At 56.7% G+C, this 21,738-nt stretch carries 18 protein-coding genes and 3 pseudogenes; 13 read left to right on the top strand and 8 right to left on the bottom strand.

Annotated features, from left to right (window positions below):
• Nucleotides 1-59 precede the first annotated feature (59 nt).
• Genes MF6394_RS23500 through MF6394_RS23480 form a run of 5 tightly spaced genes read left to right on the top strand, consistent with a single transcriptional unit; the run spans nucleotide 60 to nucleotide 4,097 of the window.
• On the top strand, nucleotides 60-1,094 hold the full coding sequence (locus MF6394_RS23500; RefSeq protein ID WP_056785215.1) for an ion channel: 1,035 nt from the start codon (nucleotides 60-62) through the stop codon (nucleotides 1,092-1,094).
• Nucleotides 1,081-1,755: a DUF2491 family protein gene (locus tag MF6394_RS23495; RefSeq protein ID WP_060764033.1), complete on the top strand. Its 675-nt coding sequence runs from the start codon at nucleotides 1,081-1,083 to the stop codon at nucleotides 1,753-1,755. The genes MF6394_RS23500 and MF6394_RS23495 overlap by 14 nt, the downstream gene beginning before the upstream one ends.
• 15 nt (nucleotides 1,756-1,770) lie before the next feature.
• Nucleotides 1,771-2,199, top strand: coding sequence for a DUF350 domain-containing protein (locus tag MF6394_RS23490; protein WP_003194539.1), 429 nt, complete (start codon nucleotides 1,771-1,773; stop codon nucleotides 2,197-2,199).
• An 18-nt stretch (nucleotides 2,200-2,217) separates the two neighbouring features.
• Nucleotides 2,218-2,928 carry a DUF1190 domain-containing protein gene (locus MF6394_RS23485; RefSeq protein WP_034126869.1) on the top strand — a complete coding sequence of 237 codons (711 nt, stop codon included), beginning with the start codon at nucleotides 2,218-2,220 and terminating at the stop codon, nucleotides 2,926-2,928.
• Between the two features lie 11 nt (nucleotides 2,929-2,939).
• Complete coding sequence (locus MF6394_RS23480) at nucleotides 2,940-4,097, top strand: glutathionylspermidine synthase family protein (protein WP_078467686.1); 1,158 nt, start codon at nucleotides 2,940-2,942, stop codon at nucleotides 4,095-4,097.
• Between the two features lie 95 nt (nucleotides 4,098-4,192).
• Here the strand turns inward: MF6394_RS23480 and ycaC are convergent, their stop codons facing one another.
• The gene (gene ycaC / locus MF6394_RS23475) at nucleotides 4,193-4,825 is read right to left on the bottom strand and encodes an isochorismate family cysteine hydrolase YcaC (protein WP_003194533.1); all 633 of its coding nucleotides are present in this window, start codon (nucleotides 4,823-4,825) and stop codon (nucleotides 4,193-4,195) included.
• Between the two features lie 510 nt (nucleotides 4,826-5,335).
• On the opposite strand from ycaC, the gene MF6394_RS23470 reads away from it, so the two are divergent.
• Nucleotides 5,336-5,572 carry a hypothetical protein gene (locus MF6394_RS23470; RefSeq protein WP_057711958.1) on the top strand — a complete coding sequence of 79 codons (237 nt, stop codon included), beginning with the start codon at nucleotides 5,336-5,338 and terminating at the stop codon, nucleotides 5,570-5,572.
• A 319-nt stretch (nucleotides 5,573-5,891) separates the two neighbouring features.
• Here the strand turns inward: MF6394_RS23470 and MF6394_RS23465 are convergent, their stop codons facing one another.
• From MF6394_RS23465 to MF6394_RS23455, 3 genes are read right to left on the bottom strand one after another with little or no spacing between them, the layout of a single operon-like run.
• Nucleotides 5,892-7,853 (bottom strand): DUF3732 domain-containing protein, encoded by a 1,962-nt coding sequence (locus MF6394_RS23465; RefSeq protein WP_078467685.1) that lies wholly within the window; start codon nucleotides 7,851-7,853, stop codon nucleotides 5,892-5,894.
• Nucleotides 7,850-8,338 (bottom strand): three component ABC system middle component, encoded by a 489-nt coding sequence (locus MF6394_RS23460; RefSeq protein ID WP_078467684.1) that lies wholly within the window; start codon nucleotides 8,336-8,338, stop codon nucleotides 7,850-7,852. Before MF6394_RS23460 ends, MF6394_RS23465 begins: the two co-directional genes overlap by 4 nt.
• Nucleotides 8,335-9,558 carry an ABC-three component system protein gene (locus MF6394_RS23455; RefSeq protein WP_078467683.1) on the bottom strand — a complete coding sequence of 408 codons (1,224 nt, stop codon included), beginning with the start codon at nucleotides 9,556-9,558 and terminating at the stop codon, nucleotides 8,335-8,337. Before MF6394_RS23455 ends, MF6394_RS23460 begins: the two co-directional genes overlap by 4 nt.
• 415 nt (nucleotides 9,559-9,973) lie before the next feature.
• Between MF6394_RS23455 and MF6394_RS23450 the strand changes: the two genes are divergently transcribed.
• The 3 genes from MF6394_RS23450 (at nucleotide 9,974) to MF6394_RS23440 (ending at nucleotide 14,404) form a co-directional block, all read left to right on the top strand.
• Nucleotides 9,974-11,266, top strand: a complete 1,293-nt coding sequence (locus MF6394_RS23450; protein WP_078467682.1) for an SIR2 family anti-phage-associated protein — start codon at nucleotides 9,974-9,976, stop codon at nucleotides 11,264-11,266.
• Entirely contained in the window at nucleotides 11,263-13,158 is a 1,896-nt protein-coding gene (herA, locus tag MF6394_RS23445; RefSeq protein WP_078467681.1) for an anti-phage-associated helicase HerA, read from the top strand. Before MF6394_RS23450 ends, herA begins: the two co-directional genes overlap by 4 nt.
• Before the next feature lie 547 nt (nucleotides 13,159-13,705).
• A complete protein-coding gene (locus tag MF6394_RS23440; RefSeq protein ID WP_078467680.1) occupies nucleotides 13,706-14,404 on the top strand; it encodes an inovirus Gp2 family protein in 699 nt (232 codons plus the stop codon).
• Nucleotides 14,405-15,063: 659 nt separating this feature from the next.
• Here the strand turns inward: MF6394_RS23440 and MF6394_RS23430 are convergent.
• Together MF6394_RS23430 and MF6394_RS34710 are read right to left on the bottom strand one after the other, a co-directional pair.
• A pseudogene (locus tag MF6394_RS23430) lies at nucleotides 15,064-16,032 on the bottom strand (DUF4113 domain-containing protein); the annotation flags it as partial.
• A 154-nt stretch (nucleotides 16,033-16,186) separates the two neighbouring features.
• Nucleotides 16,187-16,321 (bottom strand): annotated as a pseudogene (locus tag MF6394_RS34710) (DUF4113 domain-containing protein); the annotation flags it as partial.
• Nucleotides 16,322-16,750: 429 nt separating this feature from the next.
• On the opposite strand from MF6394_RS34710, the pseudogene MF6394_RS35235 reads away from it, so the two are divergent.
• The 4 genes and pseudogenes from MF6394_RS35235 to MF6394_RS23405 form a co-directional block, all read left to right on the top strand.
• A pseudogene (locus MF6394_RS35235) lies at nucleotides 16,751-17,047 on the top strand (transposase); the annotation flags it as partial.
• Nucleotides 17,044-17,388, top strand: a complete 345-nt coding sequence (tnpB, locus tag MF6394_RS23415; protein ID WP_003425037.1) for an IS66 family insertion sequence element accessory protein TnpB — start codon at nucleotides 17,044-17,046, stop codon at nucleotides 17,386-17,388. The pseudogene MF6394_RS35235 and the gene tnpB, both read left to right, overlap by 4 nt.
• Nucleotides 17,389-17,425: 37 nt before the next feature.
• Nucleotides 17,426-18,931, top strand: coding sequence for an IS66 family transposase (gene tnpC, locus MF6394_RS23410; RefSeq protein WP_078467675.1), 1,506 nt, complete (start codon nucleotides 17,426-17,428; stop codon nucleotides 18,929-18,931).
• 3 nt (nucleotides 18,932-18,934) lie between these two features.
• On the top strand, nucleotides 18,935-19,234 hold the full coding sequence (locus MF6394_RS23405) for a plasmid pRiA4b ORF-3 family protein (RefSeq protein WP_003425039.1): 300 nt from the start codon (nucleotides 18,935-18,937) through the stop codon (nucleotides 19,232-19,234).
• A gap of 92 nt (nucleotides 19,235-19,326) precedes the next feature.
• Here the strand turns inward: MF6394_RS23405 and merB are convergent, their stop codons facing one another.
• Complete coding sequence (gene merB / locus MF6394_RS23400; protein ID WP_003425042.1) at nucleotides 19,327-19,965, bottom strand: organomercurial lyase MerB; 639 nt, start codon at nucleotides 19,963-19,965, stop codon at nucleotides 19,327-19,329.
• Nucleotides 19,966-19,977: 12 nt separating this feature from the next.
• Nucleotides 19,978-21,660 carry a mercury(II) reductase gene (gene merA / locus MF6394_RS23395; RefSeq protein WP_003425044.1) on the bottom strand — a complete coding sequence of 561 codons (1,683 nt, stop codon included), beginning with the start codon at nucleotides 21,658-21,660 and terminating at the stop codon, nucleotides 19,978-19,980.
• Nucleotides 21,661-21,738 lie beyond the last annotated feature (78 nt).

Genomic DNA, 21,738 nt, shown 5'->3' with positions numbered 1-21,738 from the left:
TCCAGAAGCCGAGGCGATGCTGTCGTCAGGATTCAAGTACCCAGGGAGCCAGGGGCCAAATGTCGATTTTCCTACTGTTACGCATGTACGCCTCGTCCCTCTTTCACCGCTTCGGTTGGGCAGGGCTGATCGTTGCCTTGGGTGTCCACCTGAGCACGGCTTACCTGGGCCTTGTGTTGCTGGGCGAACAACACCTCACCGCTCCCGCCACGTTTATCTACTTCTATCTCACCACCACACTTACCGTCGGCTATGGCGACCTCGCACCGCAGACCTCGGCGGGACGAATTTTCGTGGCGGCCTGGGTCATGCTCGGGGGCATTGCGCTGCTCACGGCAGCCATCGGCAAAACCACCAGCAGTGTTATCGATGCATGGAGAAAAGGCATGAAGGGCAAAGGTGATTTCACCGGCAAGGTCGGCCATACCGTGCTGATCGGCTGGGAGGGCGCGTCCAGCGAGCGGGTGATTGAGTTGTTGCTGCAAGACGAAACCTCCAACGACAACTTGATCGTGATCTGCGATTGCAGCCTTGAAGAAAACCCGATGCCGGGCAAAGCAGCGTTCATCCGCGGCGAGAGCCTGTCTTCCACCGCGCTGTTGCTGCGTGCCGGTGTGCCCGGTGCCGAGCGTGTGCTGGTGCGAACCCCGTCTGATGACCTGACGCTGGCCACCGTGCTGGCGGTGAACCAACTAAGCCCCGTCGGGCATGTGGTCGCCCACTTCAACGAAAGTGAAATCGCCGCACTCGCCAGCTCCTACGCCCCGCGGCTGGAATGCACGTCCAGCATGGCAATCGAAATGCTGGTGCGCGCCTCTCAGGATCCGGGCTCGTCGGTGGTGATCAATGAATTGCTGTGCGTGGGGCAGGGCGCCACCCAGTACCTGATGAAATTGCCCGATGCCTTTGAGGCAACCTTCGGCGAGCTGTACACGCAGATGAAGGAACGCCACAACGCCACCCTCATCGGCTATCGCGCCCAAGGTGTTCAGCAGGCGTCGATCAACCCGCCCAATGCCACACAGGTCAAAGGCGGCGAACTCTTCTACATCGCTTCCACCCGACTTAAGGAAATCTCCCATGGGATGGCTTAAACAGTTGATGGGGCTTGAGGCCCCAAAAGCCACTACCGACTCGAGCCGAACCGCCAGCCCAAGCCTGCCTGCTACCGGCCCTTTGGGCCTGGCGCCGGGTAAGGGCGTGATGTTCGACACCACCCTGAAATTGCTGCTCGATGAAAAAACCAACGTGGTGATCCCCGGCTCCCAGGAAATCTGGAGCAATGGCACCATCGATCTTGGCCAGTCCACCTGGCTGTCGCGCTATTACATGAACGACGAAGATTATTGGTTGCAGGTGCACACCACCGGCCAGATCGCAGGCCAGGTCGAGTCAGTGATTCTGTTCAACTACCTCAGCTACGTCACCATCAGCAGTGAAGCGGAACTGCGCAGGCTGGCGGGCCCACAGAGCCTGATCGGGCTGCCGACCTACATCCACGACGGCGTCGAGTACTTCCGGGAGTGGGGCAGCGAGGACGGCCAGACCGAATTGGTGGCGATGAGCGAACAGGTCACCAGCCCAGAAGCCACCTACAGCGTCGAGCACCGTTCGATGCTATACGCCCGCGACACCGGCCTCACCGACCGTCGAGAGTTCCTGCTGTTCTCCGTCGAAGAAGATGCCGAAGGCACCATCAGCCTGAGCACATCCCTGGGCATTTCGCTGTACACCACCGACCTGACTACGCTCTAAAAAAGGAAGCCGTCCATGCTAGAAGCACTCTCCATCTCCCTCAACAAAGCTGCGGTGCTCGGCTTTGTCCTCTACATCCTGGGGGCTGCGGTACTGTTCGCGCTGTTCCAGTTCATCTACACCCGCATCACCCCGCACAAGGAGTTCGAACTGATCCGTGCGGGCAACACCTCCGCAGCGGTCGCCCTGGGCGGTGCCATCGTCGGTTTCGCCATTCCGGCCAGCAACGTGATTGCCTACTCGATCAACGTTCTCGACTTCATCGTCTGGGCCGTGATCGCCGCCGTCGTCCAGCTGCTGGCGTTCCTGCTGACCAGCCTGGTGCTCAAAGGCACGTCCGAGCGCATCAAGAAGGGTGAACTGGCGGCCGGTATATACGTGGCCGCGGTGGCCATCAGCGTCGGCATGCTGAATGCCGCGTGCATGACGCCCACCTCGAACTGATTGCCCACGGAGCTCCCGATGAAACGAAGCAAGTACGTCCAGCTGTCGCTGGCAGCGTCGGTCGCCATGGCGATATCCGGCTGCGGCCCAACGGAAAAAACCTACGACCTGCAAAAGAAGTACAACTTCCAGTCGGTACAGCAATGCGCCGATGAAAAGCTTCCGGTGGACGTCTGCTCGGACGCCTACATGACGGCCATGGCCGAGCATCGCCGTATAGCGCCGGTGTACGACAGCCAGGCCGACTGCGACGCCGACTTTGTTGCCGACTGGTGCCAGCAAGACTCCACCGGCAAATTCATCCCGCGCTTGGGCGGTTTCGAACTGACCGCCGAAGGCCAGGTGACCCAATCCCAGGTCGACGCTGCCAATGCGCAAGCGGCCAACGCTCAGGCCAGCGGCGGCGGCTCAGGCTTCTCTACCAGCAGCCTGCTGACCGGCCTGCTGATCGGCAACATGCTGAGCAACAACCGCAACAGCTACCGCTCGGAGCCGGTGTACCGCTATCGCGATGATCGCGGCAATTACGGCAACTCGACGCTCAACCAACGCGTGTCAAATGGCGCGACCTTTGGCCGTTCCAACCAAGCCCGGTACGGCAGCAGCAATTACACCAACACGCTGCGCTCTTCCCCTAAGTCGAGCTCGGTTTCATCGGCCACCTCCCGGGGCGGCTTCGGCAGCAAAGCCAGCGCACGCAGCGGCTGGGGCGGCGGGTCGAGCAGCTAAGGACACCGGCCATGAAGAAGATCCAATGCGCAGAGCGTCATGACTGGAAACATACAGCCGAGAGTCTCGGCTTCCTGTTCCATACCATCGACGGCGAACCCTACTGGGACGAAAGCGCGTACTACCAGTTCACGCTCAAGCAAATCGAGCGCGACCTCGAAGACCCGACCACCGAGCTCCATGACATGTGCATGGACCTCGTCGCCCGCGTGGTCCACAGCGAAGAACTGCTTGAACGCCTGAGCATCCCCGCGCCCTTCTACGACATGATCCGCACCTCATGGCTCGAAGGCCACCCGCACCTGTACGGGCGCATGGACTTCTCCTACAACGGCAGCGGGCCCGCCAAGCTGCTGGAGCTCAACTACGACACCCCCACCAGCCTCTACGAGGCCGCGGCATTCCAGTGGGGCTGGCTGGAACAATGCATCGAACGCGGCCTGCTGCCCAAGCACGCCGACCAGTTCAATAGCATCGACACCAAACTGCACCAGGCCTTCGCGCAGTTGCAGGTCAACCAGCCGTTCTACTTCGCCTCGATGAAAGACTCGATCGAAGACAAAGGCACCACCGACTACCTGCGTCTGGTCGCCGAAAAGGTCGGCATCGAATCCCGCCACATCGACATCGAAGACATCGGCCTGACCAGCGAAGGCCGCTTCGTCGATCTTGAAGATCGCTGGATCCCCCACCTGTTCAAACTGCATGCCTGGGAGTTCATCTTCCACGAACCCTTTGGTGCGGCGATTGCCCAGAGCGACACACAGTTCTTCGAGCCCGCGTGGAAATCCATTATTTCCAACAAAGGCATCCTGCCGCTGCTGTGGGAATTCAACAAAGGCCACCCCAACCTGCTCGCGTCCCACCTGGACACCGATCCAAGTAAAGCCGTGCCAAAAGGCTGGGTGCGCAAACCTTTCTTCTCACGGGAAGGCGCCAACATCGAACTGCAAACCGCCGACGGCCTGACTGTAAAAGAAGACGGCCCCTACACGGATGCGCCCTTCATCCTTCAAGAGTTCGCACCGCTGCCAAAATTTGGTGACAGCTACACGCTGATCGGCTCTTGGGTAATTGGCGACCAGGCCGCCGGCATCGGTGTGCGCGAGGACAATAGCTTGATCACCAAGGACTCAAGCCGGTTTCTGCCGCACTTGATCCTGGATTAGGGACGTCTGACGGGGTCCTGATTCAGGCTGAACAGAACCATTCGCCTATGAAAAAGCCTGCGCTTAAAGGCAGGCTTTTGTGATGCTCGGCTGGTTTACTTCTGATGAGCTGTCAGCGCCGCGTACCCATTCATCAAATTGCGATAGTTAGGAATCCGCTGGGACAACAGATTCCCCAGCCCTTCGATGTCGTTGCGCCAGTCGCGGTGCAACTCACACGCCACCGAGAACCAGTTCATCAACTGTGCACCGGCCTGCGTCATCCGGCTCCACGCCGCTTGCTGCACGGTGGTATTGAACGTGCCCGACGCATCCGTTACCACAAACACCTCAAAGCCTTCTGCCAGCGCCGACAAGGTCGGGAACGCCACACAAACATCCGTTACTACACCGGCAATGATGATCTGCTTACGCCCGGTGGCCTTGATCGCTTTGACGAAATCCTCGTTGTCCCAGGCATTGATCTGACCGGGGCGAGCGATATACGGCGCGTCCGGGAACATCTCCTTCAGCTCCGGCACCAGCGGGCCGTTAGGGCCTTGCTCGAAACTGGTGGTGAGGATGGTCGGCAAGTTGAAGAACTTGGCCAGGTCAGCCAGGGCCAGCACGTTGTTCTTGAACTCGTTGGGGGAGAAGTCCTGCACCAGGGAGATCAGGCCGGTCTGGTGGTCGACCAGCAGAACAATGGCGTCGTCTTTGTTCAAGCGGTTGTAGGTTGGAGCGCTCATGGTTGAATCCTTTTTTGTTTAGGTTGGTTGGGCGTTGCGTTCAACATGAGCACAGATTAATGGGTGGGTGACGAGGGATAAATCGGGTGGGAGGCGTCTTACTGTCAACTTAAAGTGGACAATGGTTGGCGCCCGATTTCAGGCCTCCGGCTTGCTGTGCAGAACAGGAATGAATTGCCTGATTTTGAGTAGCCAGCAGGTCCGATCCCTTTCATTTGCAGGACGTTTCCGAGAGAATCCCAACCGCTTGCGCCAGTGGAATTGGGTGACTAGGCTGCTGACCGTCACTGCTAATTCAGTGATCGGGTTTAGTCGCCCGGACCTCGCTAGGCGCACGCGCCATCCCAAAGAAAGGTGTCTTCTCGCCTGCACTTTATGGTGGCTGTGCGCAGGGCACCCTCGGGTGCGCCGGTGCCTAGCGGCCGGTCGACTAACCTGCGTACAGCCGCCACCTCTGCTCGTTTAGTCGCGAAAGGACGGTGGTAGTCACTTACTGCTAGGAGTTTTGCTATGGATAACGTTCGTTCAGATACGTTGTCGTCACACCCGACCAACCCATTTACGGTCAATGAAGAACTGAGCTTCGAGGATGCCTGGGTGCAGGTGGCTGAGCTGCTGCATTGTGCGCTGGCTACATCGCAGGTGATCGGCGAGTCAGTGGCTGCGCCACAGAGGGCGGTAATGCATTTGGTGGAGATGGCGAAGATGGTGGCGGATAGGGCTGTGGAGTGTTTGCAGCCTAAATGACGCGTATTAAAGGGTGGGTAGGATACCTGCCCGCTTTTGTTGACGATTCAATTGTCCAGCAGCTGTTGGGCAATTGAACTGCATTCTTACAGGCATTAAAAAGCCGGCTTGTGGGCGGCTTTTTATTATCATTAATATATTGATTTATAAGTATTTATTTTTAAATGAAATTAATGTCCCCCCACTTGTCCCCCCAGGCTGGTTTCGCGTGACATGATTTCGCTATGCAGAGGTTAAGGCTCGAGCTTACGGATATCCCTAGCCCTTGGCTCTTCCTGGCGAGAACCTCGGTGGGTATCAAGGGGCTTTGTACTTTGGTTCATGACGACGACCGAGATTGCACGGGCCAGCTCTCCGGCACCAGGGCCGGTGGCTTGGTCCATGGCTGCTCAACCAAAGCGTCTTGGAACCATTGATCGCGAAGATTAGCGTGCTCGGTCACGATGAGCTGAAAGCCAGGGACGTCTTCTTGAGTAAATTTCAGCAATAGCTCGAACAGTCGGCGAACTGCAACTAGATCAGCATCTGCCTCCGTTTTCTGAACTGAACCGTCGGCCTCCTGATAAACCTTCTCCGAGGGGAAATAGACCTGGGTGGGCTGATCAATCAGCAGGAACTGAGGAATCGGACGGTTGTTCTTAGCTGCAAAGAGATGCAACGCGAGTAGGGCTGAGAGGTGATAGGCAAGATGATTTTCACCCCCACCAGTTCGACTCATTGGTACTGGGCGATCTGGACGGTCAAAAATGATTGTGAGCTGGTTGACATCTAACCGAGCAGGAAACGCGCTGAACTCGGCCTGGAATGTCCGAATGTACAGCGATACCTGCGCGGAGATGTTGTTCAAAATCGAAGCAAGCCGCTCATTGCTGTCATCAGCGCCAACCTTCTTCTCCAGCTCTTCAACCTTGAACTTGAGGCGACGATGTTCCGCCTCGCGTGAAGCAAGTTCCTCATTGGGAACCAGGTTTTCCAGAAACAGGCTGATACGGCCAACCACTCGAGCCGCCGCATTATTGCGCGTTCCCAGTTGCGCGATTACTTCGTTGGCCGCGATCGCGGCAGAAAGCTCCACCTCCTTGTTTTTGATCGCACCTACGACTTCCTGCACCTTGGCATCCTGTTCAGCTAAATACGCCTCCAGCTTGGGGCGCTGACCCACAACGATGCTCATCTCCGTATCCAGAGCCGCTAGCTCGTTGAGTAGCACCTTCGCAACAGGAGACTCCAAAGCCAGGTTTTCCTCACAGAACGGCCATTGCCACTCACCCGTCTGAGGGTTTCTGGGAAGGGCCTTAATTGACGCCAGCCGATCCTTCTGTTCGGCTGCCTCGCTTTCGAAACCACTGGCCTTCTTCGAGAACTGACGAGCTGCGTCGATCTTGGTTTGCGCCCCCCGTCGATCCTTGCGTAGCTGACTGAGTTCCTCTTCGAGCCTCGATATACGGTGCCCATCATCATCTGGAATCGCCGCAGGCTGCCATTGCAACGCAACCCGTAAGGCACCGACTACTCCATCTGCATTGACCTGTTGGCTGGCCGTATCAATGATGCCAACCGCCATGGCCTCTGAGAAAAGGCTGATGCCTTTTTGCTGGGACGTATCAATGGCATCCCGCGCTTGCTCAAGAAGCTTCGCGTTGAGCTTTAACTCTCGCTGAGCTGCACGGAGTTTGGCTTCGAGTTCATATCGATCACTGGAAGATACGCCGAGGAGGATCGGCAGCGTGTCGCGGATTGCTTGCGGTTGGAAGGCTTCATTCTGACGATAAAAAAGCTGATCCTTGTTGGCGATCAGGCCTTGCTTCTGGAACAGATAGTAGAACGTGTGCTTGACGTTCGCGTCATAACTCGCCCTGCTGTGTTCGATCGCGACATCGGTGCGATTCTCTGGAATTCCCAGTAGTCGTGACAGGAGGACAACAACCGCTTCATCGTCGCTATTGGCCAGTAGTTCTTCAAAGTCAGGAATCGTCAGATTATTTCCCCGACGCTGCATCACGGTGCTGCAACTCGTGGCACCGGCACTCGGGGTAGGTTTGGCGATCAGCACTTGTTCCTGCTGAAACTGATAAATCACGGCAAACCATGCCACTTTGTCGCGGATGATCCCTTCCGGGACGTTGAAGGTCGAACGCCCCATGCAGTATTCGATGATCTCTGAAAGTGCGGACTTCCCGGTTGATGATCGGCCGGTAATTACGTTAAGCCCGGATACCTTGAATTCCAGGTCTCGACGCTGACCATCATGACTGTAGATATGAATGGACTTGATTTTCATGGCCGTATTCCGAAAGTCGTGTACACCGTCGCGCGATCCGCAATGCGAGCGAACTCTTTTCCAATGATGCGTGCGACGCGCTGGCAGGAGATGGATTCGTTTGTGCCGGTGACTGATTTGCGCACCTTGTCAGGTATGGTTTTCAATCGGCCATCCGGGGAGACGAAAAAGCAACCTCGCTCCATCAGAAAGCCTAACGATTCGAGTGCATAAGGCATCAGATCACTTGTGCGACCAGCAAAACCAACCAACAGCTGAGGGTTCTTTTCGACAGTTTTCAGGAGATAGCTACGAGAGCTGCCTGCAATCACTTCACGAGAGTCTTTGTGCAGGCATAGAGGCAGTACGAGCAGCAAGAGTGAGAATGGCATGCCATCGGTGTTCTCTTCTTCATAGCCCTGCATTGCCCTGAAGAGAGTCAGGCCACAGAAAGCCGGGTTGAATAGATTTCGCACTTCAAAAGGTCGTTGATCCCACCGTTTCATTCAGTCGCTCCTAACAAGGAGCCGACGCGGCTCATGAAGCGGGGATGCCAGTAAACTCGTGGAAACGGACGGGTATTCGCGAGAATATGGAAGCCACCACGAACAACATAGGGTTCTGTAACACGCTCTCGGATGCGAAGTGAACCGATGTTGCCGCTTTCGATGTCAGCCCACTGGTACAGCGCCCTGCCAGCGCTTAAGAGAACTGCGTCGGCGCTTTCCTCATTGAGGTCTTCAAAGACAACGTCCCTGTAACGGCTCCACTCATCAACTAGCCGGTCTTCGTACTCTTCCATTTCGTCCAAGACTAGAAGGTTTTCGCGCGCCCACGCTGAGCGCTGTTCGAAGGCTCTGTAGTAGTCCAGGATGGCATTGCGGATTCTGTTCGAAGCAATGCCGATTTCGCGTAACTGCACAACGAAAAGTCGAGGATCGTTCTCCGCATCGATTTCACCTGCAGGTGCCTTTCCTCGAAAGGTGATGGGCAGATTGTCAGACTTGTATTCTTCAGCGAACGCAGACAGCTTGTCCGAAATTTCGTAGCCGTAGATCGCTTCTGCACGCTTGCCAGTCAAAAGATTCACAACAACGTCATTCCACCACCCCTCAAGTCGCTCGAAAAGAGCATCCCTGAACTCGCGCCGAATGCTACGCATGTGCTGATCTTTAATGATCGTTGGCACATCAGCGATTCGAGGGCTTTTGTCGAATATGACAATACGAGAAAGAAAGTCCTCCTTTTCATCATCACTGAGCGCATTGAATTCTGCGGCTATTGGGACAATGAGTTTCGACTTTGTCGCCGCAAGAGCGTCGTCCGCGAGTTTTGCTAACGAAGCAGTGCCATCTTCGTTGGGCGGTGGGTTGAGAAGAAAATTCTGCAGGAACGAATGCTCTGAGACAGCACCCGTCGTAAACAGAAAGAAACGAATATTAGCTTCGCTGCGCCCATCGCGGTTGTAGCGTGCCAGCCAGATACGGACCGACTTCCAGAAGTCAGTGGATAGGTCGCTCAAGCGATCACCAACCGCCTTATGCTTGAGAGAAGCGAGTGTCTTGACGCCGTCTTGATCAATAAAGTCGAGGTCATCGTCCTTCTCAATAAGGACCGATGTGTTCTCTGGTAGCTGCAAGAGTTTGAGCAAGGCGAAACGTGGCTGATAGATATACCCCAGCCCCTGCTCACCAGCGGAATACTCATCGGTGGAAGCCTCTGCCATACCCATGTCCTTATGTCAGTTTTTTCGGCAGGACTTCGAGTGCTCATAGCCCAAGCTAGCACTACCAGCAGGGGTCTCAGCATCGAGACTCGATGCTTCCGCTCCTCCGTGGTCTTAGCCGAGTTCCCAGTACAGAGCAGCCTACTTTTAGACGATAGTAACAAAACGCCACTATCAATCTAGTCGTAAATCCCTTTCCACCTTACCTAATTCAGCACACCAGCAATTACGTCATCGACGCTAACTGAAAAGTCAGTGAAAGGTTGCCCGGATGCGGCTGTTCCCCCCCAGCCGGCCGCGTGGACAGCTTGGTGGCTATTTAGTAGCGTCGGTCTAGTTTCGATGGCCAAGGTGGCTGGCAAAGGATCGCTTTGGATCAATGTGCCAATGAATGGTGATTTTCTAGGGGGTCAGGATGCCTTTTGTAGCAATGCGTGGAGCTGCACTCTTAAACGATGAAGTTGAGCTTCAGGCTCATCTAGCATCCCTTCTCCGTTTGGAAAATGTGGGCCTATTGCTTGGGGCGGGGGCGTCTGTGGCTGCTGGCGGACAGACGATGGCAGCGTTGTGGCGGACATTTGTAGAACAGTGCCCCAATGACGCTGCGTGGATGGTTGAGCATGGCTTCCTTGACGCGGCGGCTGCTCGCCAAGAGGAACCTGAGCTACCGAACATTGAGCGCCTCATAGACAGCCTAGAAGTGGCGCTCTCTGATCTGACCAGAAAAACAGGCGGACTTAGTGATGTCGAGGAATTGGTTGGGCTTGATAAATGGCAGGAAGAAGACCTGGAGACACTTGAAGACTTGAGGACTGCTCGCGCCGCTTTAGATAGAAAAGTCGTGGAAGCTGCGCTCCTGCAGGGCGGGTGGTGGACTTCATCCAGTGGCGTGGAGGTGGACGATGCTGGGCTCGCGAGTCAGAGAACGATTTTGCAAAAGCTGGTTTCTGCGAGACAGCCAGGACAATCTTCGCCTTGGGTATTCACCACCAACTATGACCTCGCGATTGAATGGGCGGCCGAGTCAATTGACTTACAGGTATCAAACGGTTTTCTAGGCGTCCATACCCGACGATTTTCACCGCAGAGCTTTGACCTGGGATTTCGGAACACACAGGCACGTGGGGAGGCAAGGTTTGGGGTCTACAACATCTACCTGGCGAAGTTGCATGGCTCTCTAACTTGGAGAGAAGAGCGGGGAGAAGTTTTTGAGATTCCCGCATCGTTGGCCCACCAGCGGATTAAGGCCTTTCTAGAGGCGCGCGATGGTGCTGAGCTTGGGCTTATGGTGATGCCAAGAGCAGCCAAGTACATGGATACCGTTGGCTACGTTCTAGGGGAGTTATTTCGCAGATTTGCCGAGTTCATGTCCAAGCCTCAGACATGTTTAATCCTCTGTGGGTATGGGTTTGGCGATGAACATATCAATCGGCTTATTCGATCTGCGCTCCTGAATCCGACCCTGCAGTTGGTCATATACTCATCAGGTTTCAATGGTGACCCCGCTGCTGCTGATTTGCCGCCTGCACTTCGCAAGTTGCTATCGCTGAACAACCCAAGGGTAACAGTAGTAGGAGGCGGCGGAGCGCACGCATATATCGATTCCCTGGCCCGGCATTTACCTGATCCATTGCTCTATGATGATGAAATGCGCCGTTTTGCGGAAACGTTAAAGCGCTTACAGCATGACGATGAGGGTGGCATATGAGAAGTCGTCTCCCCGTTGGGTATGTAGTCAAGATCGAAGGCTCAGACGTCACTCTAAACTTGCTGGATATGCATCGTGGGCAGCTTGCATCGCATGCCCAAGGACTATCAACTGTTACTGAGGTTGGTAGTCTGCTAGTGCTCGACTCAGGCAGTCGGGCACTTGTGATGAAAGTAGTTTCATTGAGCTTTGATGAGCCGCGAGAGGCGCACCGCCTTGGCGTCGGGTCCAGTACCCACCAAAGCGAACCTCTGCGCAATATTTCAGGAATAGTGGTCGGCAGGTTGACCAGGGAGGCCGGGAAGGCCTGCTTCATAAGTGACTCGCTGGCCACGCCGCCACTTGGCGCAGAGGCCTTCCCGCTGACTACTGAGGAGCTGACGGCCATCCTTGGGAGCGATCTCCAAGGCGGCGTGCCGATCAAGCTTGGGGATGATCTTCGCGGCGGCGGTAGTCTCTATGTCGATTTGGAAAGTCTTATTTCTAGGCACGTGGCAGTGCTGGGTAGCTCCGGACAGGGTAAGAGCTGCTTTACTGCGGCAGTCCTTCAGCAAATTGTTCGCTTGCCGGGTGCGCGTGTAGTCATTTTTGACATCAACGGTGAGTACGAGGATGCGTTGAACCTTCCAGACTTGCCTGCGGATGCAGTTAAGTGCACCACCATAGGCGGGGGGGAGAACGGGTTCAAGATTCCCTACTATGCGCTTGGCCGGTACGGGCTCCACCGGTTGCTGATCCCTAGCGAGAAAACTCAACGGCCGGCATTAACCTTTGCGCTTGAGCACCTTCATCAAGTTCGATGGTTTCCGCAGCAAAGAGGCGCGGGCCTTGCGACCGACCAGGCGGCTTACCTGTTCGACGATTGTCGTCAGCACGGTGCGGATGCAGCGGAAGAGCGAATCCAAAGCATACGCAATGGCCTAGCTGTCAGTGCAATGCATTGGCCCAATATGGCTGCGCTAGCTGCGCTTGTTGCAGAAAGTCATAGCTTGCAGCCTGCACGGCAAAATGGCGTAGAACGGAACGCCTTCAGCTATTCCAATGTGTCGCCACTGGTTACGCGGATTCATAGGTTTGCAGAAGACCCAATGTTTCGGGACGCTGTGAATGTCGAGGGCGGACCAGGTGTCGATGGGCAAGGACTTAGTTGGACTAGGGAGTCCACTAACCTTGTCGAGCAAATATTTGGAGGCCAGGAGGAGCCTTGGCGGGTACACATAATTAACCTCCGGCACCTGTCTCATGACCTCACGCCATTTATATTGGGGTCCCTGCTGGAGCTCTATGCGTACGAACTTTTTCGGCGCGGACAAGACAACAAAGTCCCGACTTTGCTGGTCTTGGAAGAGGCTCACCATTATTTGCGGCCCATAGGGTCCGGTGAGGAAGCCGGGGATAACTCACTGGCGTATGAGCGCCTTGCCAAAGAGGGCCGTAAATTTGGACTCGCTCTATGGCTTAGCACGCAAAGGCCTTCAGAGATTTCTCCGACGGTGCTTTCACAGTGCAATAACTGGGTGTCTTTTCGGTTGACCTCAGAGAAAGACTTGGCTGCAATCCAGTCTGCGAGTGAATGGGCCGATCGACGTGAAATCAGGCGGATTGCTGGGTTGCCCCGCCAAACAGCCATCGTTTTTGGCGGCAGCATCTCAATGCCTACACTCCTTCGAGCCCCTGATGCGTCACCTAAGCCTCGTTCAGGTGACGCTGAGTTTGGCGCATGGGCAGAGGTTAGGGTGCCTGGGCGGATGATTTTCGATGCTGACCGACAAGAAGCAGAGGCCCCCCCTGTACCACCGCTTCCGGTTGGCGCGGGGCAGGATGTCATGCAAATGCCCCTGCCGGGTCAGCCGGGCCACCTGGATGCATTTGATGACGATGTGCCCTTTTAAGTCGTTGCAACTTAGGCGGGGACTACATGGTTTCGGTGTTCTCTGCTGGCTTTAAAGTGAGGTGCACGACTGGCTGATACAGGCTGCTAGGCGCTCTCCAGAAAGCTGGAACGGCGTTGTTCCCCATTGCTTAGGCTGATTCGGAATAGGCTCCTAGTCATGGACTCACGCTCTGGTTTTTTTCCGGAATAAGGTTCCAGCGGAAAATGACACTCTTGCTTGGTGGTAGGGATGACTTTCCCTGATCCTGTCGGGCTAGTCATTTGCGGTGCGGGTATTATGCTTTTATAGCCCTACCACCCAAAGGGTTTCTATCCAGTTGGTCTGTAGCAAGCATCGCCCGATGAGGCCTACCCACTTCATCCATCGGTACTGCCACCACGGTTAGTAGGTGCCTAGCACGCCATGGAAGATCAGCTACCTGTTCAACTCACATGGACTACACCAACATGCACCCGGTCCAGGGTGGCTGGGTCGGCAAGCGGTAACGGTTAAAAAAATACACATCGACATAGCTTATGAAACTCACCACTAAGAGATCATAGCCATGTCCAACAACACTGCTTCCACCAACCGCAACCCACTCCGTCACCCCGACAACAACAACCTCAGCCTGCACTACGGAGATAGCTTCGAAGGTCTACCTCTGCAGATCGACAAGGGGCCGTTCATCCGGGAGTACCTGTCTGCTCTGATGCACACCATCGAGTTGGCCATGGTTGAGTACCCGAGAATGTTGGCGTTTAGGGTGGATCTCCGCTTGCCACAGGGTCTCGAACTGCAGGACTACGCCTATACCAACCAGGTCATCAGCAAGTTCTTTGAGTCCTTCACGAAGAAGATTCAGTATCACCAGGAGAGGGTGGGTGAACGTGGCTACGCTCGTGGCTGTAAGGTCAGGTACGTCTGGTCGAGGGAGACCGGTCAGGGCGGTAAGCAGCATTACCATCTGCTCATCCTCTTGAACCGGGACGCCTATTACACGGTAGGACGGTTGGGGTCAGAGAGGGTCAACATGATCAGCCGCATAGAAGAATCCTGGGCTGGTGCATTGGGGGTAGCAGTCGGCCAGGTGGAGGGGTTGGTACACATTCCGAAGAATGCTGAATACCGAGTCGACCGGCACGTCCGTCGTGGTGAGATAGATGAGCTACCAGTGCTGTTCCATCGAGCCAGCTACCTGTGCAAGGTCGCTACGAAGTCCTTCGGTGATCGTCAGCGTGGATTTGATACCAGTCGGGGGTAATTCCTTTTGATACTGCTAGTGCGAGCCAGTGATGCTTTGCCATCATTGGTTCGACGTTCTAGGATCGGGGATGCTCACCTATCGAGCTGGGAGACTTATGGATCAGCAGTGGAACATCAATGGCGCACCGGACTCCATCCGGGGGCTTGTGCGAACTATTGTCGGCGATAGTAAGCCCAGTTACTTAGTCGCGCTCATAGTGGCGGTACTGACGCCGCACTGGCCTCATCCAAGCCAGGTGGTTTCTACTCGTGTTTTCCAGATCCAGTAGCTTGGAATCAGCTTTACATGCAGGGCTTGGGTTCATGCCCATACATCGACGTTTTCTGGAAAGCCTGCAGCGATGCCGGCGTTGAGTTCAGTCCATTGGGTGTGGCTGGCTATGACGAGGATCTTGATCGTTGTCTTTCCACTAGACAGACTTTTGATGAGCTGGCCCGGAGAATTCACTTCCACTGGTTCTATACGAACTCTTCAGGGTATGACGTTGCAACGCTGGCAGATGAGTGGACTATCCAGTTACGCGTACCCACAGGACTAACCCTTTCGAATAATCCTCCGGGTCCGCGCTCGTTTGGTCAGCGTAGAAATCTCCGGCAGCCAATCTGTGGCGTTGGTCGCTGGTCTTAGGGCAGGAGGTAGCTGCTAAGGAAGCTGGTTTATCGAGCCTTCACTACCAATAACGACTTCCACTGAGTGGTGTACGCAGGTGAAAGCATTTCCCTGCGCATGCTCCACTCTGTTGGTTTGGCTATACGGCCAGGCTGCAGTGTTCCGCGTCCCCATCGCCTGTTGATAGCGTCTAGCGCGCTCATTAACCGTTCAGCCTTTACTGGTTGCTCAGGTGCAAATAGATCCTGCGTGTACTCATTTCGTCGGCACAAATCTAGAAGCAGTACCTGGGCTTTGGCGTAGCTAAATCCATCCCGGTACAGCCGGCTTATGCCTTCTCTGGCTGCTGCAATGATTAGGCGCGTGTCGTCGGTCGGGTAGGGCAGTTGGCAAAGTAGGCCATTGGCATATTTGGCCTCAGTGGGGTTGAACATGCCGGTGCGCAGGCTGACGCGAATCTGCCGGCACAGTGAGCCCTGCTGGCGCAGTTTCTCAGCTGCTCGGGTGGCGTATGCGGTTACGGCTTCCTGAATTGGCTCGATGGTCTTCAAGCGTTTTCCAAACGATCTACTGCAGCAGATTTCCTGCTTGGCCGGCGCGGCCTCTTCAAGTTCTAAGCAGGCAGTACCGCGCAGCTCGCGTGCAGTTTTCTCGACGATCACATTGAAGCGCTTGCGCAGTTCCCAGGCGTCACTACTGGCTAGATCCCAGGCGGTTTTAATGCCCAGTGCGTTGAGGTGTACCTGCATGCGCCTGCCGATGCCCCAGACATCCTCTACTGGTATGACCTTGAGCAGTTTGTCGCGGCGCAGAGGGTCTCGTAGATCAACCACACCGCCGGTTTGTCGTTGCCAGCGCTTGGCGGCATGGTTGGCTAACTTGGCCAAGGTTTTAGTGCCGGCGATACCGATGCCCACGGGTATGCCGGTTTTCTGTTTGATCTCGCTTTGCAGTGTTCTGGAAAGATGTTCCAGTGATTCCGGCATGCCGGTCAGATCGGCAAATGCCTCATCGATTTAAAGGAAAGATGTCAACCCATGGACATCGGTTTGGATGAATATTTGTCAGGGTTTAGATCAGGTGTCCGATGTCCATAGACCACACGCATTTTTCACAGAAATGGATCACGTGGTGTCCATGGCAAATACGCGAATTTTGTGGCGCCGGAAGCTAGCGTGACCAAGATGAGCCCGCTCCAATGGTCCAAAGCTCATCCAACCTGGTTGTATAACTGGGGCTCTTAAGCTCTCTCCTCATGCCCCATTCATGTACTACAGGGACGCTGGCAGTCCGCAATGTAGCTCGCCTGTTGGCGCTGACGCCGAATTGAACCAGTTGCCGATATGTCACTGACCCAGTCTGATTCCTCGAGAACCATTGCCAACGCTGGATTTCTGCTGCTTGGGGTGGGGCAGTCTTGCGCCAGCACGTGGGTCAGTTCTGTGTTGGCATCTACAGTCAGCCCGACAGTCTATTAACAATTGTCAAGGATGTGCGGCACCTGTGCGCCCGCGCAAGGGAGATCCCCTTATAGGGAGTTCAAGCTAATTAGCTTTTACCGTTGCTCTTAAGTAACCGTCCGGCCAGCACCCTCTCCTGACAGCCCTCCAAATTGGCCAAGATAGTGGACACCATTTTTTAGTGGACACTATCTTGGATACAGTTGCCCCAGCCCGTCGAGCCGGTCGCCGCCCCAACTTTCCGCTGGACTTTAAACGCCAAGTCGTCGAGGCCACCTTCCAGCCTGGCGCCTCCGTGTCATTGATCGCTCGCGAACATGACGTCAATGCCAATCTGGTCTTTCGCTGGCGGCAGCAATACCAAGAAGGGCTATTCGGCCCGGTCAGCCAGAGTGCTTCGTTTTTGCCAGTCCAGGTGATCGAGGCGCCAATGGATCTGCCGCCAGTCTTCCAGCCACAGGCAGAGTGTCATTCCGAGATCGCAGTTGAGGTAGGAAAAGCCAAGTTGCGTATCACCGGAGCACCAGACCCGCAGACGCTGCAACTCGTCTTGCAGCAGTTAGTGCGATGATTGCCCCTCCCGCTGGAACCCGTATCTGGATCGCCGCTGGCGTCACGGACATGCGTCGTGGCTTCGACGGTTTGGCGGCCATGGTGCAGACTCAACTGGAAGCCGATCCCTTCTCCGGTCAGATCTTCGCCTTTCGCGGACGGCGTGGTGACCGGATCAAACTGTTGTGGTGGGATGGCGACGGCTTGTGCCTGTTTTGCAAACGGTTGGAGCAAGGACGCTTTGTCTGGCCGCAAGCAACCAGCGGCAGCGTGTCGCTGACGACCGCGCAGTTGTCGATGCTGTTGGAGGGCATTGATTGGCGCCGGCCAATTCGTACAGCACCCGTCCTCGCGGTCTGACTTGCCGCGCTGAAAAAATCCCCAGTAATATTCGGGCATGACCCTCGTGACCGACTCCCTGCCGAATGATCTTCAAGCCTTGAAGGCGCTGATCGCTGCCCAGCACGCAGAGATTGAGCGCTTGAAGATGATGATCGCCAAGCTGCGTCGTACGCAGTTCGGTCGCAGCTCCGAGCAACTGGAAGCGATGATCGACCAGCTCCAGTTGAGCCTTGATGAGCTGCAAATCAGCCAAGCCGAAATGACACCTCCAGTCGAGCCGGCACCTCGCGCAGTTTCGCGCCGTAAACCATTGCCTGAACACCTACCTCGCGAAACCCACGTTCATCAGCCCGAGTCGCAATGCACTGGCTGCGGTGGGACGCTTCGCCATTTAGGTGAGGATGTGTCCGAAGTGCTGGAGTACGTTCCGGCACGTTTCAAAGTCATTCGCCATGTCCGTCCGAAGTGGGTTTGCCGCTGCTGCGAGCACTTCGCCCAGGTGCCGGCACCGAGTCGCCCGATCGCCCGAGGTCTTGCCGGCCCAGGGTTGTTGGCCCATGTGCTGGTCTCGAAGTTTGTCGATCATTTGCCGTTGTATCGGCAGTCCGAGATCTACGCCCGTGAGGGCGTGGAGCTGGAGCGCTCAACCCTGGCCGACTGGGTTGGCCAGAGCAGTCAGTTGCTGCGACCACTGATCAACGCCCTTGAGCACCACGTCATGAGCGGACACAAAGTCCATGCCGACGACACGCCGATTGGCGTGCTCGCGCCGGGCAACGGCAAGACCAAATCGGCGCGCCTGTGGACGTACGTGCGGGACGACCGACCTACGGGGGACGCGACACCGGCGGCGGTCTGGTTTGCCTACTCGCCGGATCGCAAGGGGCAACATCCCCGCGCGCATCTCAAGCGCTTCAGCGGGATCTTGCAGGCGGACGGCTATGCCGGTTTTGCTCAACTATATGCCACGGGCACCATTGAGGAAGCGGCGTGTTGGGCTCACGCCCGGCGCAAGTTTTACGAGGTCTACAAAGACCTGGCTTCACCACTTGCCGCCGAGGCGCTGCAACGGATTGCGGCCCTGTATGCCATCGAAAGCGAGATTCGAGGGCAACCGCCCAACCTGCGAAAAGTGGTTCGGCAAAGCCGAGCCAGTCCGCTGCTGGAACAACTCCACGCATGGCTCAACCAGACGCTGACTCAACTGTCGAAAACATCGGCATTGGGCGGTGCGATTCTCTATGCCCTCAATCGGTGGCAGGCCTTGGTGCGCTATTGCGATGACGGGCGAATTGAGATCGACAACAACGCTGCCGAACGCGCGCTACGTGCTGTCGCGCTAGGCAGAAAAAATTATCTGTTCGTCGGTTCCAACGCCGGCGGCGAACGAGCGGCTGCGATTTACAGCCTGGTGGGTTCAGCCAAACTCAACGACCTGAACCCGCAAGCCTATTTGACACACGTGCTGGAGCGCATCGCCGACCACCCGATCAATCGGGTCGACGAACTGCTGCCCTGGAACGTTTCTCTCGCCTCCACGGAACTCTGCGAGGCCGCCTGATCCATGGTCAAAACTGTTCGCTTGCCAAAACCCGAACCTGATTTGTTGCTACTGCACATTGAATTGAAGTGGATCGAACCTGCCATCTGGCGCCGTGTGGCGGTGCCCGAGAACATCACCTTAGGCAAATTGCACGCGGTGATCCAGATCGCAATGGGCTGGCACGATGACCATCTGCATGAGTTTGAAATAGCTGGTGAGAGTTACGGTATTCCCGACTCCGATGGATGGGGGCCTCCCGTGAACTCGGAGACCCGCAAGACTCTGATCAAAGCGTTGAACGGGAAAAGGACATTCCGCTAGGTCTATGACTTTGGCGATGGCTGGGATCACCGGATCAAAGTCGGAAAGAGAAATCCGATGCCCACTCCGTAGGACATTGAGTCGAAATCCAATCACGATGTTCTCATTGGAAGGGTCTGCAACAGATGTCGATTAAGCTCCTGGCCCACGCCGAACGCCTCTTGGACGCTTACGATAGTCAATCCTTGATGCTTGGAGGCCCAATCTTCTGCCGCTGGGATAGATGCGAAGAAATGCACATGGCAACAGAAGGACTGACGAACGTCGGCCGCCTCCTGCGGCAATACCAGTGACACTGCCACGTCGGCAGGTTCAACAGCCTGTATCTCGCTGGGTGAAACCGTAAGCGAAACGGGTGCTCCAGTTGCAGCGCAATGCGACGAGACGCGAGCTGTACGGCCGATTAACGCCGGGAGCATCAGGGTGTCCAGCGCGCACCAGGCATACAGCCGGCGGTTGTCAATTTCCAAGACATGCGACGTCTCGCGCAAGGTGAGGACATAGCCGATGATGTTCCCATCGTTGTCGTATTCGGTACTGGTGGCTTGTTCGAGCACAGCCGCCACTTGCTCAGCGGGCCAGCCAAGAGTCCTGGCAAGCGTAGTTCGCGAAATCGGGCGTCCCTTGGCAAGTTCACCCAGTAGCGCGACCAAGAACTCCGCAAAACCTTTGGGCCGGTTGGTCGGGGTGAGACGTTCGGCGATCTCGGTAATGTAGCGGGCAAATTTCATGGTGCTCTCCATTCATCCAGCGCAGCAGGACAATTGCTTTACGTCCTTGGTGAAAGTCTGCGCCGCGAGCTTCAGGCCCTCGACCATGGTTAGGTAGGGGAACAACTGGTCGGCCAGCTCCTGCACGGTCATGCGGTTGCGAATAGCCAGCACCGCCGTCTGAATCAGCTCGCCCGCTTCCGGGGCCACCGCCTGCACGCCGAGCAACCGACCAGAACCCGCTTCGGCGACCAGCTTGATGAACCCTCGCGTGTCGAAGTTGGCCAGCGCACGCGGCACGTTGTCCAGGCTCAGCGTGCGACTGTCGGTTTCGAGGCCTGCGCGCTGTGCTTCCGCTTCGCTGTAACCGACGGTGGCCACCTGCGGATCGGTGAACACCACCGCCGGCATGGCATCGAGATTAAGCGTAGCTTCGCCGCCGGTCATGTTGATCGCCGCACGGGTGCCAGCCGCCGCCGCGACGTAGACGAACTGCGGCTGGTTGGTGCAGTCGCCGGCTGCATAGATATCCACTGCGCTACTGCGCATGCCCTGATCGATCTGAATGGCGCCGCGTTCATCCAACAGTACACCCGCCGCTTCCAGGTTCAGGCTTTGGGTGTTGGGCGTGCGGCCGGTGGCGACGAACAGTTGGTCGGCGCGCAGTTCACCGTGGTTGGTGGTCAGTACGAATTCGCCGTTGGCGTGGGTCACCTGACTGGCTTGTGTCTGCTCAAGCACGTCGATGCCCTCCATGCGGAAGGCTGCGGTCAGCGCCTCGCCGATGGCCGGATCTTCGCGGAAGAACAGCGAGTTGCGCGCCAGGATGGTGACGCGGCTACCCAGCCGGGCAAAGGCTTGCGCCAGCTCCAAGGCCACCACGGATGAGCCGATCACGGCGAGCCGTTGCGGAATACTGGCGCTGGCCAGTGCCTCCTCCGAGGTCCAATAGGGGGTGTCTTGCAGCCCGCGAATCGGCGGCACGGCCGCACCGGCGCCGGTAGCGATCAGGCAGCGGTCGAACGCGACTTCGCGCCCGCCCCCCTCGACCAGTTCGACGCTGAGCGTGTGGCCGTCCTGGAAGCGAGCGGTGCCACGCAGCACGGTGATGGCTGGTGTGCTCTCCAGAATGCCTTCGTACTTGGCGTGACGCAGTTCGTCGACAAGGCCTTGCTGTTGCGCGAGCAGCCGCTCGCGCAGGACGGTCGGCGGCGTGGCGGGCATTCCGTCATCGAACGGACTCTCGCGGCGCAAATGAGCCACATGCGCGGCGCGAATCATGATTTTCGACGGCACGCAGCCGACGTTGACGCAAGTGCCGCCGATGGTGCCGCGCTCGATCAGAGTGACGCGGGCGCCGGCTTCCACCGCCTTCAAGGCGGCCGCCATTGCCGCACCGCCGCTGCCTATGACTGCAATGTGTAGCGCGTCGCCGTTTTTGCCGACCTCGGTGTCGCTGCGCAACCAGCCCAGCGCCTTATCGAGCTGGCCGGGGCGCGGTTGTAGCGAGGCGACTTCGAACGACGCTTGATACCCAAGGGCCTCGACGGCGGCTTGCATTTGTTCACGGCTGACAGCCGCGTCGGCCGTCATTTCGGCCTTCCCACCGGCGTAGGAGACGTCCGCCCGGTGCACGCCGGAGATTCCCTCCAGAGCATCTCTGACGCGGTCGGCACAGGAGGCGCAGGTCATACCGTGGATTCGCAGTGTGGTCATAGCGTTTACTTCCTCAAATGGGTCTCTTTGCGGCATTACTGTTTTGGCTGTGGTGGGCAGGCACCCGGGGCGCAACGG

Source organism: Pseudomonas sp. MF6394 (genome assembly GCF_002018845.1).
Lineage (GTDB): Bacteria > Pseudomonadota > Gammaproteobacteria > Pseudomonadales > Pseudomonadaceae > Aquipseudomonas > Aquipseudomonas lactis.
Note: the sequence above shows the minus strand (reverse complement) of the source record. Positions and strands in the feature narration are given on the sequence as shown.

What these genes read in the sequence shown, in the direction of transcription:
- MF6394_RS23500 (WP_056785215.1), top strand. Translation starts at nt 60, where the DNA reads ATGTCGATTTTCCTACTGTTACGCATGTACGCCTCGTCCCTCTTTCAC.
- MF6394_RS23495 (WP_060764033.1), top strand. Translation starts at nt 1,081, where the DNA reads ATGGGATGGCTTAAACAGTTGATGGGGCTTGAGGCCCCAAAAGCCACT.
- MF6394_RS23480 (WP_078467686.1), top strand. Translation starts at nt 2,940, where the DNA reads ATGAAGAAGATCCAATGCGCAGAGCGTCATGACTGGAAACATACAGCC.
- MF6394_RS23470 (WP_057711958.1), top strand. Translation starts at nt 5,336, where the DNA reads ATGGATAACGTTCGTTCAGATACGTTGTCGTCACACCCGACCAACCCA.
- MF6394_RS23485 (WP_034126869.1), top strand. Translation starts at nt 2,218, where the DNA reads ATGAAACGAAGCAAGTACGTCCAGCTGTCGCTGGCAGCGTCGGTCGCC.
- MF6394_RS23455 (WP_078467683.1), bottom strand. Translation starts at nt 9,558, where the DNA reads ATGGCAGAGGCTTCCACCGATGAGTATTCCGCTGGTGAGCAGGGGCTG.
- tnpB (WP_003425037.1), top strand. Translation starts at nt 17,044, where the DNA reads ATGATTGCCCCTCCCGCTGGAACCCGTATCTGGATCGCCGCTGGCGTC.
- ycaC (WP_003194533.1), bottom strand. Translation starts at nt 4,825, where the DNA reads ATGAGCGCTCCAACCTACAACCGCTTGAACAAAGACGACGCCATTGTT.
- tnpC (WP_078467675.1), top strand. Translation starts at nt 17,426, where the DNA reads ATGACCCTCGTGACCGACTCCCTGCCGAATGATCTTCAAGCCTTGAAG.
- MF6394_RS23465 (WP_078467685.1), bottom strand. Translation starts at nt 7,853, where the DNA reads ATGAAAATCAAGTCCATTCATATCTACAGTCATGATGGTCAGCGTCGA.
- herA (WP_078467681.1), top strand. Translation starts at nt 11,263, where the DNA reads ATGAGAAGTCGTCTCCCCGTTGGGTATGTAGTCAAGATCGAAGGCTCA.
- MF6394_RS23405 (WP_003425039.1), top strand. Translation starts at nt 18,935, where the DNA reads ATGGTCAAAACTGTTCGCTTGCCAAAACCCGAACCTGATTTGTTGCTA.
- MF6394_RS23490 (WP_003194539.1), top strand. Translation starts at nt 1,771, where the DNA reads ATGCTAGAAGCACTCTCCATCTCCCTCAACAAAGCTGCGGTGCTCGGC.
- MF6394_RS23440 (WP_078467680.1), top strand. Translation starts at nt 13,706, where the DNA reads ATGTCCAACAACACTGCTTCCACCAACCGCAACCCACTCCGTCACCCC.
- MF6394_RS23460 (WP_078467684.1), bottom strand. Translation starts at nt 8,338, where the DNA reads ATGAAACGGTGGGATCAACGACCTTTTGAAGTGCGAAATCTATTCAAC.
- MF6394_RS23450 (WP_078467682.1), top strand. Translation starts at nt 9,974, where the DNA reads ATGCCTTTTGTAGCAATGCGTGGAGCTGCACTCTTAAACGATGAAGTT.
- merB (WP_003425042.1), bottom strand. Translation starts at nt 19,965, where the DNA reads ATGAAATTTGCCCGCTACATTACCGAGATCGCCGAACGTCTCACCCCG.
- merA (WP_003425044.1), bottom strand. Translation starts at nt 21,660, where the DNA reads ATGACCACACTGCGAATCCACGGTATGACCTGCGCCTCCTGTGCCGAC.